This window comes from Acidovorax sp. (genome assembly GCF_022763525.1).
GTDB lineage: Bacteria > Pseudomonadota > Gammaproteobacteria > Burkholderiales > Burkholderiaceae_C > Acidovorax.
The window spans coordinates 1-14589 of the sequence record NZ_JALEGG010000048.1; the positions used below are offsets into that span (position 1 = coordinate 1).

The window sequence follows — 14589 nt, forward strand, 5'->3', positions numbered from 1 at the left end:
AAGTCCTTGACCGGGTCGTAGCCCAGCTTGGGGTACAGCGTGGCGTTGATGGTGTTGGCGATGGTGTAGACGTAGAGCGTGTAGCCATCGGCCGGCGCGCGCGCCACGGCCTCGGCGCCCACGTTGCTGTTGGCACCGGCGCGGTTGTCCACCACCACCGGCTGGCCCAGCTGGTCGCCGAGCTTGACGGCCACCAGGCGCGCAATCACGTCCGTGGCGCCGCCCGCCGCATAGCCCACCACCAGCTTGACCGGCTTGGCGGGCCAGCCCGAGGCATTGGGCTGCGCGTGAAGCGGCAAAGCGGCGCCGCAGGCCAGAGTGGCCGCCAGGGCCAGCAGGGCGCGGCGCGGCAAGGACGACGAGACGGTGCGCTGACGCAGCGCGGCGAGGGCGGGGTGGTTCATGGTGTTTGTCTCCAGTGGTTCTTGCAGAAAATGCCGTCGTGGCGCCCTGCGCGGTGCTCTGCGGCACACTGCGCACTGGTGGCGTTGACGAACAAATTCTTTCCCATGCCCTCCCGACCTGCGAATTCGAACGTCCGGCAGCCGGACGAACGTGCGAGCGCACGCACACCCGACGAGCCGGTCGAAGACCCCGGCAGCCGCACGCTGCGCCGCGGCCTGCAGGTGCTGGACGCCGTGCTGGCCCACGGCCGCGACGGCGCGCGCGTGGTGGACCTGTGCCGCGCCGCTGCGCTGGAGCGGGCCCCTGTGTACCGGCTGCTCGCCACGCTGATGGAGAGCGGCTATGTGGCGCAGCGTGGGCGCTTTCGCTACGTGGCGGGCCCGCGCCTGGCCGCCCTGGCCGAGCCCCCGGGCCAGCCCAACCTGGCCGTGCGCCTGGCCCCCGTGCTGGAACGCGTGAGCCGCGCCTGTGGTGACGCAGCCTTTGCCATCGTGCGCGAGGGGCCGACCTCGCACTGCATTGCACGCCATGTGGGCACGCACCCGGTGCAGATCCTGGTGATCCAGGTGGGCACGCGCCAGCCGCTGGGCGTGGGCGCTGCGGGCCTGGCGCTGCTGGCCGCGCTGCCCGATGCCGAGGCGCTGGCCTGCATCGCCGCTAACGCGCAGGAGCTGCCGCGCTACGGCGGCATGACGCCCGAGCGCCTGCAGATCCTTGTGCGCGCCACGCGCCAGCGCGGCTGGTCGGTGGTGGGCAACCACGCCACCCAGGGCGTGCTGGCGGCCGGCATGGCTGTGCGCAACGCGGCGGGCGAGCCCGTGGCCGCGATCAGCGTGGCGTCCACGGAAGACCGCATGCCGCGCGAGCGCCAGCAGCTGATTGCGCGCTGGATGCGCGAAGCGCTGGCGGCACTGCTGCCGCAAGGGGTTTAGTGGTGTCCAGAGACTGCTATTAAAACAATAGCTTTTTGCGCTTGTTTAGTAAGCGCTGCAGCCACTTTTTTTTCAAATACCGAACCGCGTGCGAACATTGGGCCATCACACGCCGTGATGGCCTGCTCCCTGCCCCGAAAGCTCTCCATGGAACTGAGACAACTCCGCTACTTCGTGCGCATCGTCGAGCTGGGCTCCATGAGCCGCGCCGCGCTGGACCTGGACGTGGTGCAGTCCGCGCTCAGCCAGCAGATCACGCGGCTGGAGGGCGAGCTGGCCACGCGGCTGCTGCAGCGCACGCCGCGCGGCGTGGCACCCACCGAGGCGGGGCTGGCGTTCTTCCGCGAGGCGCAGCTCACCCTGCGCCATGCCGACCAGGCCGTGCGCGCCGCGCAGCAGGCGCGGCTGTCGGGCACCGTCACCGTGGGCCTGGCGCCCACCACCGCGGGTGTGCTGGGCCTGCCGCTGATGCAGGCCATGCGCGCGCGCTACCCCGACGTGCGGCTGCACATGGTCGAGAGCATGTCCGGCCACCTCACCGCCATGCTCAATGCGCGCGAGCTGGACCTGGCCGTGCTGTTCGATACCCGCCTGCACCAGGCGCAACAGGCCACGGGCGCGCGCCGCTGGGCCATGGCGCCGCTGCTGGAGGAAGACCTGTTCCTCATCTGCGCCCGAGACCGGGGCCACCCCGGCGGCCGGCACCTGCCCGGGACGCTGACGGTGGCCGAGCTGGGGCAGGAGCCGCTGATCCTGCCCACCGGCCCGCACGGCCTGCGCAGCACGCTGGACACCGCCTTCGCCCGCGACCGCGTGGCGCCGCACGTGGTGCTGGAGGTGGACTCGCTCGCCATGGTGATGGCCGCCGTGGATGCGGGCCTGGGCTCCACCGTGCAGCCCTGGGCGGCCATGGGCCGCTACCCCGACGCGGCCGAGCGCTTCCAATGCGCGCGCCTCACCGACGCGCCCGCCCGCCGCGTCAACCTGCTGTGCAGCCTGCCCGACGAGGAACTCTCGCCCGCCGCCCTGGCCGCGCGCGTGGTGCTGACGGACTGCGTGCGCGAGCTAGTCACTACCGGCCAGTGGTTCGGCACAACGTGGATCGGCGGACAGAAGGCCGGCGCCTGAGCGCACCGACTACAGCCATCACGATCCGTGATACCCCCATGACCCGGCCCCGCTGCACGGCGGGCCCGTGTCTGCCTACAGTCGCCGCACCCCGATGAACGACACGGCGACCGCGCCAGGAGACACCCCATGGGCCCCAACCCCCTTTCATTCACCCGCGGCCGGCGCACGGCATGGGACCGCCGCCCATGAGCGTCGATGTCCTGGTCATCGGTGGCGGCAATGCCGCCCTGTGCGCCGCCCTGATGGCGCGCGAGGCGGGCGCCAGCGTGCTGCTGCTCGAGTCCGCCCCGCGCGCCTGGCGCGGCGGCAACTCCGCCCACACCCGCAACCTGCGCTGCATGCACGACGCGCCGCAGGACGTGCTGGTCGATGCCTACCCCGAAGAAGAGTACTGGCAGGACCTGCTCAAGGTGACGGGCGGCCTGACCAACGAACACCTGGCGCGCCTGGTGATCCGCGAGTCGAGCACCTGCCGGCCCTGGATGCGCCGCCACGGCGTGCACTTTCAGCCTGCGCTGGCGGGCACGCTGCATGTGGCGCGCACCAACGCGTTCTTCATGGGTGGCGGCAAGGCGCTAGTTAATGCCTACTACCGCAGCGCGGAGCAGCTGGGCGTGCAGATCCGCTACGAAGTACCCGTGGAGCGCATCGAGATGGACGGCCGCCGCTTCATCGCTGCCCACCTGGCGAATGGCGAGCGTATTGCCGCCAAAAGCTGCGTGCTGGCCGCTGGCGGCTTCGAATCGAACCGCGAATGGCTGCGCGAAGCCTGGGGCCAGAACGAGCGCGGCGAGTGGCCGGCCGACAACTTCCTGATCCGCGGCACGGCCTACAACAAGGGCGTGTTGCTCAAGCACTTGCTTGAAGACCACGGCGCCGACCGCATCGGCGACCCCACGCAGGCGCACATGGTGGCCATCGACGCGCGCGCGCCGCTGTACGACGGCGGCATCTGCACGCGCATCGACTGCGTGTCGCTGGGCGTGGTGGTCAACCGCAACGGCGAGCGCTTCTATGACGAGGGCGAGGACTTCTGGCCCAAGCGCTACGCCATCCGGGGCCGCCTGGTGGCGCAGCAGCCGGGGCAGATCGGCTACTCCATCATCGACAGCAAGGCCATCGGCCGCTTCATGCCGCCCGTGTTCCCGGGCGTGAAGGCCGACACCCTGCCCGAGCTGGCGCAAAAGCTCGGCCTGCCCGAGGACACCTTCATGCGCACGCTGGCTGACTACAACGCCGCCTGCCGCGTGGGCACGTTCGACCACACCACGCTGGACGACTGCCACACAGAAGGCGTGGCACCCGCCAAGACGCACTGGGCGCGGCCCATCGACACCGGGCCGTTCTATGGCTACGCGCTCAAGCCCGGCGTCACCTTCACCTACCTGGGCCTGCACACCGACGACACGGCTGCGGTGCGCTTCAACAACCAGCCCAGCCCCAACCTGTTTGTGGCCGGCGAAATGATGGCCGGCAACGTGCTGGGCAAGGGCTACACGGCCGGCGTGGGCATGAGCATTGGCACTGCGTTTGGCCGCATTGCGGGCACGCAGGCGGCTTTGGCATCAAAACAGGCTCCAGCGCTTATCCATCAAGCGCCAAAAGCTATGAAAAATGTAGCCCCCACGCTTGTCACTCCGTGTACTGCGCTGCCCCGCGAGGGGGCGCGTTGTGCCTTGGGGCGGCCCGGCGGCACAACAGGAGTAAACCATGCAAGCGCTTGAAGCCCTGACGCGCGACGCCCGCGCGCTGGCGAATGGCGACATCGTGCTGTCCGCCCCCGAGACCGAGGTGGCGCGCCAGCTGCAGATCTGCAACGCCTGCCGCTACTGCGAAGGCTTTTGCGCCGTGTTCCCGGCCATGACGCGGCGGCTGGAGTTCGGCAAGGCCGACATCCACTTCATCGCCAACCTGTGCCACAACTGCGGCGCCTGCCTGCACGCCTGCCAGTACGCACCGCCGCACGAATTTGCGGTGAACATTCCGCAGGCCATGGCCCAGGTGCGCGGCCAGACCTATGCCGACTACGCCTGGCCGCCCGCGCTGGGCCAGCTGTACCAGCGCAACGGCTTGACCCTCGCGCTGGCGCTGGTGGGCGGGCTCACGCTGTTCCTGCTGCTGGCCGTGGTGCTGCACGGGCAAGGGCTGGCGGCGCTGTGGCACGCGCCCGTGGGCGGCTTCTACGGCATCTTCCCGCACAACCTGCTGGTGGGCCTGTTCGCGCCGGTGTTCCTGTTCGCCGTGCTCGCGCTGGCCCTGGGCGTGCGCCGCTTCTGGCGCGACGTGACGCCCGCCACCAGCGGCGCACCGCTGACTGCCCCCGCCACGGCGGAGGCCACCGATGCGGTGCTGCGCCTGAAGTACCTGGACGGCGGCCACGGCGACGGTTGCCACAACGAGGACGATGCCTACACCCTGTCACGCAGGCGCATGCACCACCTCACGTTCTACGGCTTCATGCTGTGTTTTGCGGCCACCAGCGTGGCGACGCTGTACCACTACCTGCTGGGCGCGCCCGCACCGTACGACCTGCCCAGCCTGCCAAAGCTGCTGGGCGGCGTGGGCGGCATCAGTCTGGCGATTGGCACCGCAGGCCTGTGGCGGCTGAACCAACGCCGCCACCCGCAACACGGCGACGCCGCGCAAAAGCCCATGGATCGCGCCTTCATCGCCCTGCTGTTCCTCACCGCCACCAGCGGCCTGGCCCTGTGGGCCGCGCGCGGCACCGCCGCCTTGCCGCTGCTGCTGTGCCTGCACCTGGGTGCCGTGATGGCACTGTTTGCCACCATGCCCTACGGCAAGTTTGCGCACGGCATTTTCCGCACCGCCTCGCTGCTGCGCCATGCGGTGGAAAAGCGCCAGCCCAATCCCATCGGGCTCGGTTCCGACTGAAATGACACAACCCCCTGTGGCACTGCGCGCCTTCCCCCTTCTCTCGCGCTGCGCGCGGGAAGGGGGACGCCACCAGTGCGGCGGGGCGGCCCTTGCACGGTAGCCCGCGCACGGGCAGCGCCAATAGCGACCGCCCTTGTACGAGGACAGTAGCTCGTCTTGTATCCGCTTTACCCACGATGAAGGAGACCCCATGAGAAAACGCACCCTCTTGATGAGCGCTCTGGCACTCGCCATGGCAACCACGACGCTGTCTGGTGCAGCCCACGCGCAGGATTTCCCGCCCAAGAAGCCCGTCACGCTGGTCGTGGGCTTTGCGGCGGGCGGCGCGGCCGATGCGGCGGCGCGCCTCATTGCCAAGAAGCTCTCCGAGAACATCGGCCAGTCGGTGGTGGTGGACAACAAGGGCGGCGCGGGTGGCAACATCGCCCACCAGTTCGTGGCCAATGCGGCGGCCGATGGCAGCGTGCTGCTGTTCGGCTCGGTGGGTCCGCTCACCATTGCGCCGCACCTGATGAAATTGACGTACGACCCGTTCAAGGATCTGGCAGCGATTTCAGGTGGGGTGAACTTTCCGAACGTGCTGGTGGTGCACAAGGCCGCGGGCGCAAAAACACTCGCCGAATTCGTGCAGCTGTCCAAGAGGAAGCCCGGCAGCGTGGACTTCGCCTCCACCGGCGCGGGCTCGGCTTCGCACCTGGCGGGCGAGTTGTTCAACCAGCGTGCAGGCATCGACATGACCCATGTGCCCTACAAAGGTGGAGCACCCGCCTTGCAGGATCTGCTGGGCGAGCGCATTACTTCCTACTTTGCCGCGCCACCCACGGCCCTGCCGCACATCGAGGCGGGCAAGCTGATCCCGCTGGCTACCACGGGTCTCACGCGGCCGGCCTACATGCCCAACGTGCCCACGGTGGCCGAGGCGGGTTACCCCGGTTTCGAGGCGCTCAACTGGTATGCCTTCGTGGCGCCGGGCAAAACACCCGTGCCGCTGCTGGAGCGCTGGAACCAGGAGATCGTCAAGGTGCTGAACGATGCGGGCGTGAAAGAGGCGCTGAACAAGCATGGCCTCACGCCCCAGCCCACCACGCGCGCCGAACTGGTGGCCTTCATGAAGAAGGAGTCCACACAGTGGGCCACCATCATCAGGGAGCGCAAGCTCACGGCCGATTGAGCTGCAACCCCTCCGGTGCGCCGTCAGCGCCGGGCGGCTGGCGTGGTCCACCTTTTGGCCGCACGCTGCGTTCTCGCGATGCCAGCCCCAGCCGCGCGGTGCCGGCCTGGGCCTCGTCCAGCAGCCAGCGCGTGAACTGCGCAAACGCTTCGTTCTCGGCCAGTGCGGCGCGGCTGCACAGGTAGTAGCCGCGCCCCGTGTTCACGGCCTGGGCGAACGGCAGCACCAGCTGGCCTGATTCCAGCTCGGCTTCGATCAGCAGCGGCTGGATCACGGTGACACCCATGCCGGCGCAGGCGGCGACGATCAGGTTGTTGCCCAGGTCAAACCCCGGGCCCAGTACCGGCTCCGCATCCACGCCGCCAGCCTGGCGCAGCCACAGGGCCCAGTTGCCGGGGAAGTTGATGTGCTGCAGCAGCGTGGCCTGGAGCAGATCACGCGGCTCGCGCAGCTTGGCCGCCAGCGCCGGGGTGCAGGCGGGCAGGATCTCGCGCCCCGTGAGGTAGCGCGCACGGATGCCGCGCGGCCAGGCGCGCGCAGGGCGCTTCACATCGATCCACAGGTCCACGTCGTCGCGCGTGAAATCTTCATCGTGGTGGAACGGCCGCAGTTCGATATCGATGCCCGGGTGCAGGGCGCGGAACTGTCCCAGCCTTGGCACCAGCCAGCGGGTGGCCAGGGTCGGCACCACGCTGACGCGCAGGCGACGTTTTGCGGGGCGCGGGCCAAACCGGCTCACGGCGGTCTCCAGGCCTGCCACGTGGGCCTCCACCAGCCGCTGGAATTCGCGGCCCCGCGCCGTGGGCAGGACCCGGGGGCCGGTACGGTCCAGCAGCGTGCACTCCAGGCGCTGCTCCAGCCGTTGCACCGCCCGGCTCACGGCGGCCTGGGTCACGAAGAGCACCCCAGCCGCCTGTCGAAAGCTGCCCAGCTGGCAGACCGCCAGAAAGGCGTGCAACTCGGGCAGTGATGGGGATTTGAACTGCATGCGGTGATTACATCCGGTTATCAGTGGCGATGAAATTGTCGTTTGCCCGCAAAGCCGGGGCTCTCTACGCTTCGGCCATCTTCATTGGTCTGAACCGCGCTTTCACCTCCCTCACCATGCAGCTTCCTGAAATCCTCATCCCGGCCACACCTGTGCAGGTGTTGCTGCCGGACGCCGCCGCGGCCCTCCCGCTGGTCTGCGACTCACCCCACAGCGGCACCGACTACCCCGCGGACTTCGGCTACGCGGTGGCCACCGCCGACCTGCGCCGCTGCGAGGATACCCATGTGCACTGGCTGTGGGACGCTGTGCCCCAGGCGGGCGGCACCCTGGTGCACGCCACCTTCCCCCGCAGCTACATCGACCCCAACCGCGACGTGCAGGACATCAACCCCGCCATGCTGGCGGACGCCTGGCCGGGCCCCACCACACCGACCGCACGGACCCTGGAGCTGGGCATGGGGCTGGTGGCCACCCACACCCCCGCGCGCCAGCCCATCTATGCGCGCCGCCTGTCGGCGCAAGAGGTGGCGCACCGCATCGAGCACTACTGGCGCCCGTATCGGCAGGCGCTGGGCGAGGTGCTGGAAGCCGCGAGCGCGCAGGGCCCGCGCTGGCACCTGAACCTTCATTCCATGCCCAGCAACGCCTACGAGCGGCTGGGCCGCGTGGCGCCCGGCCCCCTGGCCGACGTGGTGCTGGGCGACCTGAACGGGCGCAGCTGCGGCAGCGAATTCACCGGGCGGGTTGCAGAGGGCTTCCGCCAGCGCGGCTACACGGTGGCCATCAATGACCCTTATGCGGGGCAGGACCTGCTGCGCCAGTTTGGCGCGCCATCGCGCGGGCACCACAGCCTGCAGGTCGAAATCAACCGCGCGCTGTACCTGGACGAACACACGCGGGAGTTGCTGCCCCGCGCGAGCTGCGTGCGTGAGGACATCGCCAGCCTGCTGCAGGACGTGGCCGCCTACGTCCGCCACGCCGGTGCTGCACACCCCACCCCCAGTTCCGTTGCCATTGCCCACTGAAACCCAAGGACGCCACCATGCCCACCACCGTGAACCGCCGCCGCTTCATCCGCTCCAGCACCGCCCTGGCCGGCGCCATGGCCCTGCCTGCTGCCTTCGCCCAGGCGCCGGGCCGCTACCCCACCCGCCCGATCACGCTGGTGGTGCCGTTCCCGCCCGGCGGGTCGGTCGACAGTGCGGGCCGCGCCATTGCCGACCGGCTCGGGCGGGTCCTGGGGCAGCCTGTGATCGTGGAAAACAAGGGCGGGGCCGGCGGTGCCATTGGCAGCACGCAGGTGGCGAAGGCGCAACCCGATGGCTACACGCTCGTCGTCACCTCGCAGACCACCCACGTGATCAATCCCATCCTCACGCCCAGCCTGCCGTATGACGCTGTGAACGACTTCGCTCCCATCACGCTGATTGACCGCCTGGCCAACGTGCTGCTGGTCACCCCGGGCCTGCCCGTCAAGAACTTTGCGGAGTTCGTGAAGTATGTGAAGGAGAACCCTGGCAAGCTGAACTACGCCTCGTCGGGCAATGCTTCAGTGGCCTACCTGAGCATGGAGCTGCTCAAGGCCAAGCTGGGGTTGGCCATCACCCACATTCCGTACCGGGGCGCCGGCCCTGCGCTGGCCGACCTGCAGGCGGGGCAGGTGCACATGACCTGGAACAACCTCTCGTCCAACCTCGGCATGATCCATAACGGCCGCCTGCGCGCGCTGGCCGTGGCGTCACCGATCCGCGCGCCGCAGTTGCCCGACGTGCCGACCTTCGATGAGCTGAAGCTGCCGGAGCTGAACCTCACGTCCTGGACGGGCCTGGCCGCGCCCGCCAAGACGCCCGAGCCCATCATTGCGCAGCTCTACGACGCAATGCGCACGGTGCTGCGCGACCCGGCCACGCACAAGGCGTGGAATGACCGGGGTGCCATGCTCCCGGAAGCCATGAAGCCTGCTGAATTCCGCCAGGAGATCCAGCAGCGCTTCCAGTTCTACAGGAACATCGTCAAGACCCACAAGATTGCGCTGGAGCAGTAGCGCAGTGCTGGCGTGCGCAGGGCTCACTCGGCCGCAGGTTCGGTCACCGAAATGTCGGTATGCACCAGCGAGAGTGGAAACCGCTGCCCCGCCAGATAGTCTTCCAGGCAGCGCAGCAGCAGCGGGCTGCGGTGGCGCTCGGGGCAGGCGCGGATCTCATCGGGTGTCATCCACACCGCGCGCACGATGCCGGTGTCCAGCGTGCGCCACGCGTGGTGTGTGCCCAGCGTGCCCGCAAACGCAAAGCGCAGGTAGGTGATGTCGTCGCCGGTGCGCGTCTTGGTGAACCGGTTGAGGTACACACCGATCAGGGCCGTGGGCTCGAAGTCGTGCGCCGTCTCTTCCAGCACCTCGCGCGCGCAGGCCTGGACGGGCGACTCGCCCGGGTCCAGGTGGCCGGCCGGGTTGTTGAGCTTCAGGCCGTCGGTGGTTTCTTCCTCGACCAGCAGAAAGCGGCCCTCGCGTTCGATGAGGGCGGCCACGGTGACGTTGGGTTTCCAGCGGTGGGGCATGGCGCGCATTATGACCAGCCGGCATGACGCCGGACTGTCCAGGCCTTGCGCGCACGGCTTCTTGTTCAGCGCCGCGCTGCCGCTGTACCGGCCGCGGCGGGTGCTGCGGCGGCCTGCGCGGGCCGAAGCACCAGCCACAGTGCCAGGCCAATCAGCACGCCGCCCGCCGCATGGGCCAGGGTGGCCGCCTCGCCCAGCACCAGCCAACCCCATCCCACACCGAACAGCGGTATCAGGAACGTCACGGTGAGTGCTTTCACCGGCCCCACGTCCGCAATGAGGCGGAAGTACAGCACGTAGGCGAACGAGGTGCAGAGCAAGCCCAGCGCCAGCATGGCGCTCCAGACGGCAGGGCCGGCCGAGAGCCAGGTAGCCATCGGCTGCTGCGCGGTCTCCCACAGCGCGAACGGCGCCAGCGCCAGCACCGCGCCCCATTGGCTGCCCAGAGCCACAAGGCGGCTGTCCAGCCCGCCGCGCTGGGTGATCCAGCGCCGCGTCAGCAAGCCCGAGAGGCCATAGCAGGCTGTGGCCACCAGGCAGGCCGCAATGCCGCCGAGCACCGGCATGGTGAGCGCCACCGGCCCAGCCTGCGCAAGCACCGCGACACCTGCCATGCCCAGCAGTACCCCACCCACGCGAGCCCAGGTGATGCGTTCGCCAAAGGCGAGCGCGCCGATCACCACGGCCATGAGCGGCGTGGTGGCGTTGAGGATGGCGCTGTAGCCCGCCGGCAGTACGCGGGCGGCCAGCGCAAACATCAGGAAAGGGATACCCGAATTGAAAACGCCCAGCAGCAGAGCGGCGCCGAGCTTGCCCTGGAACGCGGGCCGCAGCCGCACCAGGGCCAGCAATGCCAGCAGCCCGGCGGCACCCAGCACCACGCGGCCAAAAGCGGTGGGTACCGCGCCCCATACCGGCGCTGCAATGCGCATGAACAGAAAGCTGCCACCCCACAGGGCGGCCAGGGCAACAAAGCGGAGCAGGCTGGGAAGGTTCATGCGGCGGATCTTCAATGCAGGAAAGATCCACGGCAAACCATTTATTCTCGACAGCTGTTTAGCCAAACTATCCAGCTGCCGCCATGCGCCTGCCTCCCCTGATCGCTGTCCGCTTCTTCGAGGCCACGGCGCGCCACGCGAGCGTGCGGCGTGCGGCCGAAGAGTTGCACGTCACCCCGGGCGCCGTCTCGCAGCAGGTGCGCAAGCTGGAAGCCTTCCTGGGCTGTGCGCTATTTGAGCGCCAGCCGCGCGGGCTGGCGCTCACAGCGGCCGGGCGCGACTACCAGGCCGCCTGCGCCGAGGGCCTGGCCGTGATCGGGCATGCCACTTCGCGCATCGCATCGACGAACCGCCGCCATGCGGTGCTGGTGAGCTGCACGCCGGGCTTTGCCGTGCAATGGCTGGTGCCGCGTCTGCACGGCTTTTTGGAGCTGCATCCGGACATGGACGTGCACGTGGGCAGCACCAACCGCGCGGTGGACCTGGCGGCCGAGGGCGTGCACTTTGCCGTGCGCCACGGGCAGGGCGTCTATCCTGGCCTGAAGTCCGAGGTGCTGGTGGCCGACGACCTGGTGCCCGTGTGCAGCCCGCGCCTGCTGGCACCGCGCAAGACCGCGCGCGTGGCCGACATCACCAGCGCCCGGCTGCTGCACGACGAACACCGAGGCGATTGGCGGCTGTGGTGCGAGGCACATGGAGTGGCGAACGTGGACTGCGAGGGGGGCATCGTCTTTGCGCACAATGCCGCCATCGAGGCCGCCGTGGCGGGCCGGGGCTTTGCGCTGGCGCGGCGTGCGCTGGTGCAGCAGGAGTTGGCCTCGCGCGAGCTGGTGTGCGTGCACTGCAAGCCCCTGGCCACGCCGCTGGCCTACCACCTGGTGTACCGGCCCGAAACCTTGATCGACCCTGAGCTGCGGCGTTTCCGCGACTGGATCGTGACGCAGCGCAGCGCCAATCAGGGAATGAGTGCACGCGCCATGTAGACCGCGCCATCCCCGTAGCTCGCCAGCCGTTCTCGCTGTGCGGCATCGGCCAGCGGCTGCACAGTATAGCCGTGCCGCTCCCAGTACGCCTGCGAGCCCTGCACCGAGACCAGCGCCGTGTGCCGCAGGCCGCCGGAGCGTGCCTGGTTCCACAGGGGCTGCAGCAACGCACGGGCCAGCCCCTGGCCTGCGCATTGGGGCCATACCGCCATGTCGTGCAGGTACAGCGTGTCGGGCTGGGCCACGGTCTCAAAGTCGCCATGCAGGGGGGTGACCTTGCCGCGCACGCTGCGGTAGGCCGCCAGGTAGGCGCACACCCGGCCATCCTGCTCCAGCACAAGCGAGCAATTGGCGGGGTTGGCCAGGCGGCGGGCGAACACTTCGCCGCTCTCCACAAACCCCTCGCCGTAGCAAGCCAGTTGCACCGCCAGCAACGCAGGCAGGTCGCTCAGCCCCAGGGGGCGCACCACTGTGGACATGAAAAAAGCCGCGCGCCGATCAGTGCGGCAGTACAGGCGCCTGCACAAAGTCGTCGAGCGACAAGCCCTTTTCCTTCAGCAGCGCCTCCAGCACGGGCTGCAGGCGGCCCAAGCTTTCCTGCACCGCCTCGCGGACGGTGTCCACCACCACCTGGGTGCTGCGCTCGATCTCGATGTTCAGGCGGTCGCCCACCTTCTTGGCCTCAAACACCGTGGCGCGGCGCGTCTCGGGGATCATCCAGATCTCGAACCAGCCCTCTTGCCGGTTCACCTCGGCCACCGTCAGGCTCGCGCCGTGGATGGCGATGTAGCCCTTGGCAAAGATATAGCGGCGAAACGCCTCGGGCACGGCCACGCGCCACACCAGGTTGTTGTCGAATTCGCGCCGCTCGATGAGCGTGCCGGTGAAGTCTACATGGCCGGACAGCGGGTGGCCGCCGATCTCGGCGCCGTCCTTAGCCGCGCGCTCCACGTTCACGCGGTCGCCCTGGCTGTAGCTGCCCAGCGTGGTGATGTTCAGGCTCTGCAGCATCACGTCGAAGTTGGCCTGCGTGGGCGAAAGAATCTCGGTAACCGTGAGGCACACGCCATCGGTAGCCACGCTGGCGCCAATGGCCAGGTCCTGGCAGAAGCCTTCGGGAAAATCGAGCGTGAAGGTGCGCAGACCCGCGCGGTCGTGGATGGCGGCAATGCCTGCCGTGGCTTGGACGATGCCTGTGAACATGGTGGCGCGGCTTGTGGAGCGTTGGAACGGGAGCCGGGAATTTTGCCACCCGGCCCCCACCGCGCGCTGGTGCCGGGTTACTTGGCGCGCAAGAGTTCGCCGACTTCCAGCAGCACCAGCTCGTTGTCATCCGCCTTGTTCGGGTCGCGACTGCTGCTGAAGGGCAGGTTGTTGTCGTTGCCCACCACGATGTGCGTGCTGTCCACGATGTCCACGTTCTCGATGGTGAAGAACGGGAAGGTCAACACACCGTTGTTCAGCGGCTTCTTGGCCAGGCGCTGCGGGTCCTGGATATTCATGAGGTCGATGTAGCCCACCTTGCGGATCTCGCCGCCCACGTTGGCGTCGCTCATCTCCACCTTGTAGACGCGCTTGAACTTGGCGAGGTCGTGGAAGCAGTCCGCGCGCTTCTGGCCTTCGGGGCAGGCCTTGTCGGCCGTGCCTTCGCCGTTGTCGCGCTCGATGATCAAACCTGTCGTGTTGTCGATCATGTTGAAGTCGCCAATCGCGTGGTGGTTGGCCTCCAGCACGTACTTCCAGTGGCGGCCGGCCCATTGCTCGGTCTTCACGTCGAATTCGAGCACGCGCAGGTACTGCTTGCCGCCCACGTTCTCATACGCCTTGGCCTCTTCGTTCCACAGCGCGCCTTCGAGCAGGGCGTAGAGCTTGCTGCCGTCCTTGCTGGAGGCCATGCCCTCGTAACCCTTGGAGCGCTTGACCTCAAAAGGCGTGGGCTTGGCATCGGGCGCGCCGGGCATCAGCACGCCGGGGGCGTCGGGCGAGCGGACGACCTTGCCGTCCACCTTGGTCTCGAACACCGCCAACACCTTGCCCTTCAGGTCGGCCTTGATGAGGAAGGGGCCGAACTCATCGCCAATCCACAGTGCGCCACCGGCGAACTGGAAGCTCTCGGGGTCGAAGTCGGCGCCCGTGAGGTAGCGTTTTTCAGTGCCTTCGTGCGTGATGCGGAACGGCACCTTCTTGTCGGGGTCGTGCAAGAACACGGTCTGGCGGCGCTGGAACTGGCCGCTGGCAAAGTCCACACCGTAGTGGCTCAGGTGCAGCATGAAGTCGGGCGAGTTGGCCTTGGAGCCCGCGCCGTTGTCGGTGAGGATCCAGAACGACCCGTCGGCCATGCGCTTGATGCCTGAGTGGCCCTGGATGGGTTGGCCCTGGAAGGGCAGCGACACGCCTGTGCTGCGCCCGCCGGACTGGCCCATCACCGTGCCCACGGCGTCCACGCGGCGCGCGGTGGTGAATTTGCCGCTGGCCTGCAGGTCCTGCGGCGCGTCCGGCGGCGCGGCGATCACGGTCTGTGCCGGCA

15 protein-coding genes are annotated in these 14589 nt (G+C 68.6%); 8 read left to right on the forward strand and 7 right to left on the reverse strand.

Annotated elements, in window-relative coordinates; translation table 11 throughout:
* Positions 1-404: tripartite tricarboxylate transporter substrate-binding protein (locus MRY84_RS03470; RefSeq protein WP_291504361.1), on the reverse strand; the 404-nt coding region annotated here is incomplete at its 3' end.
* A 105-nt stretch (positions 405-509) separates the two neighbouring features.
* Between MRY84_RS03470 and MRY84_RS03475 the strand changes: the two genes are divergently transcribed.
* The 5 genes from MRY84_RS03475 (at position 510) to MRY84_RS03495 (ending at position 6534) form a co-directional block, all read left to right on the forward strand.
* Positions 510-1337 carry an IclR family transcriptional regulator C-terminal domain-containing protein gene (locus MRY84_RS03475; protein WP_291504362.1) on the forward strand — a complete coding sequence of 276 codons (828 nt, stop codon included), beginning with the start codon at positions 510-512 and terminating at the stop codon, positions 1335-1337.
* Positions 1338-1484: 147 nt separating this feature from the next.
* The gene (locus MRY84_RS03480) at positions 1485-2465 is read left to right on the forward strand and encodes a LysR substrate-binding domain-containing protein (RefSeq protein WP_291504363.1); all 981 of its coding nucleotides are present in this window, start codon (positions 1485-1487) and stop codon (positions 2463-2465) included.
* 188 nt (positions 2466-2653) lie between these two features.
* Complete coding sequence (gene tcuA, locus MRY84_RS03485; protein WP_291504364.1) at positions 2654-4192, forward strand: FAD-dependent tricarballylate dehydrogenase TcuA; 1539 nt, start codon at positions 2654-2656, stop codon at positions 4190-4192.
* The gene (gene tcuB / locus MRY84_RS03490; protein ID WP_291504365.1) at positions 4179-5360 is read left to right on the forward strand and encodes a tricarballylate utilization 4Fe-4S protein TcuB; all 1182 of its coding nucleotides are present in this window, start codon (positions 4179-4181) and stop codon (positions 5358-5360) included. Before tcuA ends, tcuB begins: the two co-directional genes overlap by 14 nt.
* 193 nt (positions 5361-5553) lie before the next feature.
* Positions 5554-6534, forward strand: a complete 981-nt coding sequence (locus tag MRY84_RS03495; RefSeq protein ID WP_291504366.1) for a tripartite tricarboxylate transporter substrate binding protein — start codon at positions 5554-5556, stop codon at positions 6532-6534.
* On the opposite strand, the gene MRY84_RS03500 is transcribed toward MRY84_RS03495, so the two are convergent.
* Positions 6521-7522 (reverse strand): LysR substrate-binding domain-containing protein, encoded by a 1002-nt coding sequence (locus MRY84_RS03500; protein ID WP_291504367.1) that lies wholly within the window; start codon positions 7520-7522, stop codon positions 6521-6523. The two genes, MRY84_RS03495 and MRY84_RS03500, sit on opposite strands and share 14 nt — an antisense overlap.
* Positions 7523-7638: 116 nt before the next feature.
* Between MRY84_RS03500 and MRY84_RS03505 the strand changes: the two genes are divergently transcribed.
* Both MRY84_RS03505 and MRY84_RS03510 read left to right on the forward strand, forming a co-directional pair.
* The gene (locus tag MRY84_RS03505) at positions 7639-8550 is read left to right on the forward strand and encodes an N-formylglutamate amidohydrolase (protein ID WP_291504368.1); all 912 of its coding nucleotides are present in this window, start codon (positions 7639-7641) and stop codon (positions 8548-8550) included.
* Positions 8551-8567: 17 nt separating this feature from the next.
* Positions 8568-9569 carry a tripartite tricarboxylate transporter substrate binding protein gene (locus MRY84_RS03510; protein WP_291504369.1) on the forward strand — a complete coding sequence of 334 codons (1002 nt, stop codon included), beginning with the start codon at positions 8568-8570 and terminating at the stop codon, positions 9567-9569.
* Positions 9570-9592: 23 nt separating this feature from the next.
* Here the strand turns inward: MRY84_RS03510 and MRY84_RS03515 are convergent, their stop codons facing one another.
* Together MRY84_RS03515 and MRY84_RS03520 are read right to left on the reverse strand one after the other, a co-directional pair.
* A complete protein-coding gene (locus tag MRY84_RS03515) occupies positions 9593-10081 on the reverse strand; it encodes an NUDIX hydrolase (RefSeq protein ID WP_291504370.1) in 489 nt (162 codons plus the stop codon).
* A gap of 65 nt (positions 10082-10146) precedes the next feature.
* Positions 10147-11079 (reverse strand): DMT family transporter, encoded by a 933-nt coding sequence (locus MRY84_RS03520; protein ID WP_291504371.1) that lies wholly within the window; start codon positions 11077-11079, stop codon positions 10147-10149.
* 83 nt (positions 11080-11162) lie between these two features.
* Here MRY84_RS03520 and gcvA point away from each other — a divergent pair, with 83 nt between their 5' ends.
* Positions 11163-12062 (forward strand): transcriptional regulator GcvA, encoded by a 900-nt coding sequence (gcvA, locus tag MRY84_RS03525; RefSeq protein WP_291504372.1) that lies wholly within the window; start codon positions 11163-11165, stop codon positions 12060-12062.
* Here gcvA and MRY84_RS03530 read toward each other — a convergent pair.
* From MRY84_RS03530 to MRY84_RS03540, 3 genes are all read right to left on the reverse strand, one after another.
* The gene (locus tag MRY84_RS03530) at positions 12035-12541 is read right to left on the reverse strand and encodes a GNAT family N-acetyltransferase (protein WP_291504373.1); all 507 of its coding nucleotides are present in this window, start codon (positions 12539-12541) and stop codon (positions 12035-12037) included. The genes gcvA and MRY84_RS03530 overlap by 28 nt on opposite strands.
* Before the next feature lie 19 nt (positions 12542-12560).
* Entirely contained in the window at positions 12561-13265 is a 705-nt protein-coding gene (locus tag MRY84_RS03535) for a riboflavin synthase subunit alpha (RefSeq protein ID WP_291504374.1), read from the reverse strand.
* 77 nt (positions 13266-13342) lie between these two features.
* On the reverse strand, positions 13343-14589 hold a 1247-nt coding region (locus MRY84_RS03540; RefSeq protein ID WP_291504375.1), incomplete at its 5' end, for an esterase-like activity of phytase family protein.

Bases quoted from the DNA above. Each gene is read 5' to 3' on its own strand.
- MRY84_RS03480 (WP_291504363.1), top strand. From the start codon at position 1,485: ATGGAACTGAGACAACTCCGCTACTTCGTGCGCATCGTCGAGCTGGGC.
- MRY84_RS03535 (WP_291504374.1), bottom strand. From the start codon at position 13,265: ATGTTCACAGGCATCGTCCAAGCCACGGCAGGCATTGCCGCCATCCAC.
- MRY84_RS03530 (WP_291504373.1), bottom strand. From the start codon at position 12,541: ATGTCCACAGTGGTGCGCCCCCTGGGGCTGAGCGACCTGCCTGCGTTG.
- tcuB (WP_291504365.1), top strand. From the start codon at position 4,179: ATGCAAGCGCTTGAAGCCCTGACGCGCGACGCCCGCGCGCTGGCGAAT.
- MRY84_RS03520 (WP_291504371.1), bottom strand. From the start codon at position 11,079: ATGAACCTTCCCAGCCTGCTCCGCTTTGTTGCCCTGGCCGCCCTGTGG.
- MRY84_RS03475 (WP_291504362.1), top strand. From the start codon at position 510: ATGCCCTCCCGACCTGCGAATTCGAACGTCCGGCAGCCGGACGAACGT.
- MRY84_RS03500 (WP_291504367.1), bottom strand. From the start codon at position 7,522: ATGCAGTTCAAATCCCCATCACTGCCCGAGTTGCACGCCTTTCTGGCG.
- MRY84_RS03495 (WP_291504366.1), top strand. From the start codon at position 5,554: ATGAGAAAACGCACCCTCTTGATGAGCGCTCTGGCACTCGCCATGGCA.
- MRY84_RS03515 (WP_291504370.1), bottom strand. From the start codon at position 10,081: ATGCCCCACCGCTGGAAACCCAACGTCACCGTGGCCGCCCTCATCGAA.
- gcvA (WP_291504372.1), top strand. From the start codon at position 11,163: ATGCGCCTGCCTCCCCTGATCGCTGTCCGCTTCTTCGAGGCCACGGCG.
- MRY84_RS03505 (WP_291504368.1), top strand. From the start codon at position 7,639: ATGCAGCTTCCTGAAATCCTCATCCCGGCCACACCTGTGCAGGTGTTG.
- tcuA (WP_291504364.1), top strand. From the start codon at position 2,654: ATGAGCGTCGATGTCCTGGTCATCGGTGGCGGCAATGCCGCCCTGTGC.
- MRY84_RS03510 (WP_291504369.1), top strand. From the start codon at position 8,568: ATGCCCACCACCGTGAACCGCCGCCGCTTCATCCGCTCCAGCACCGCC.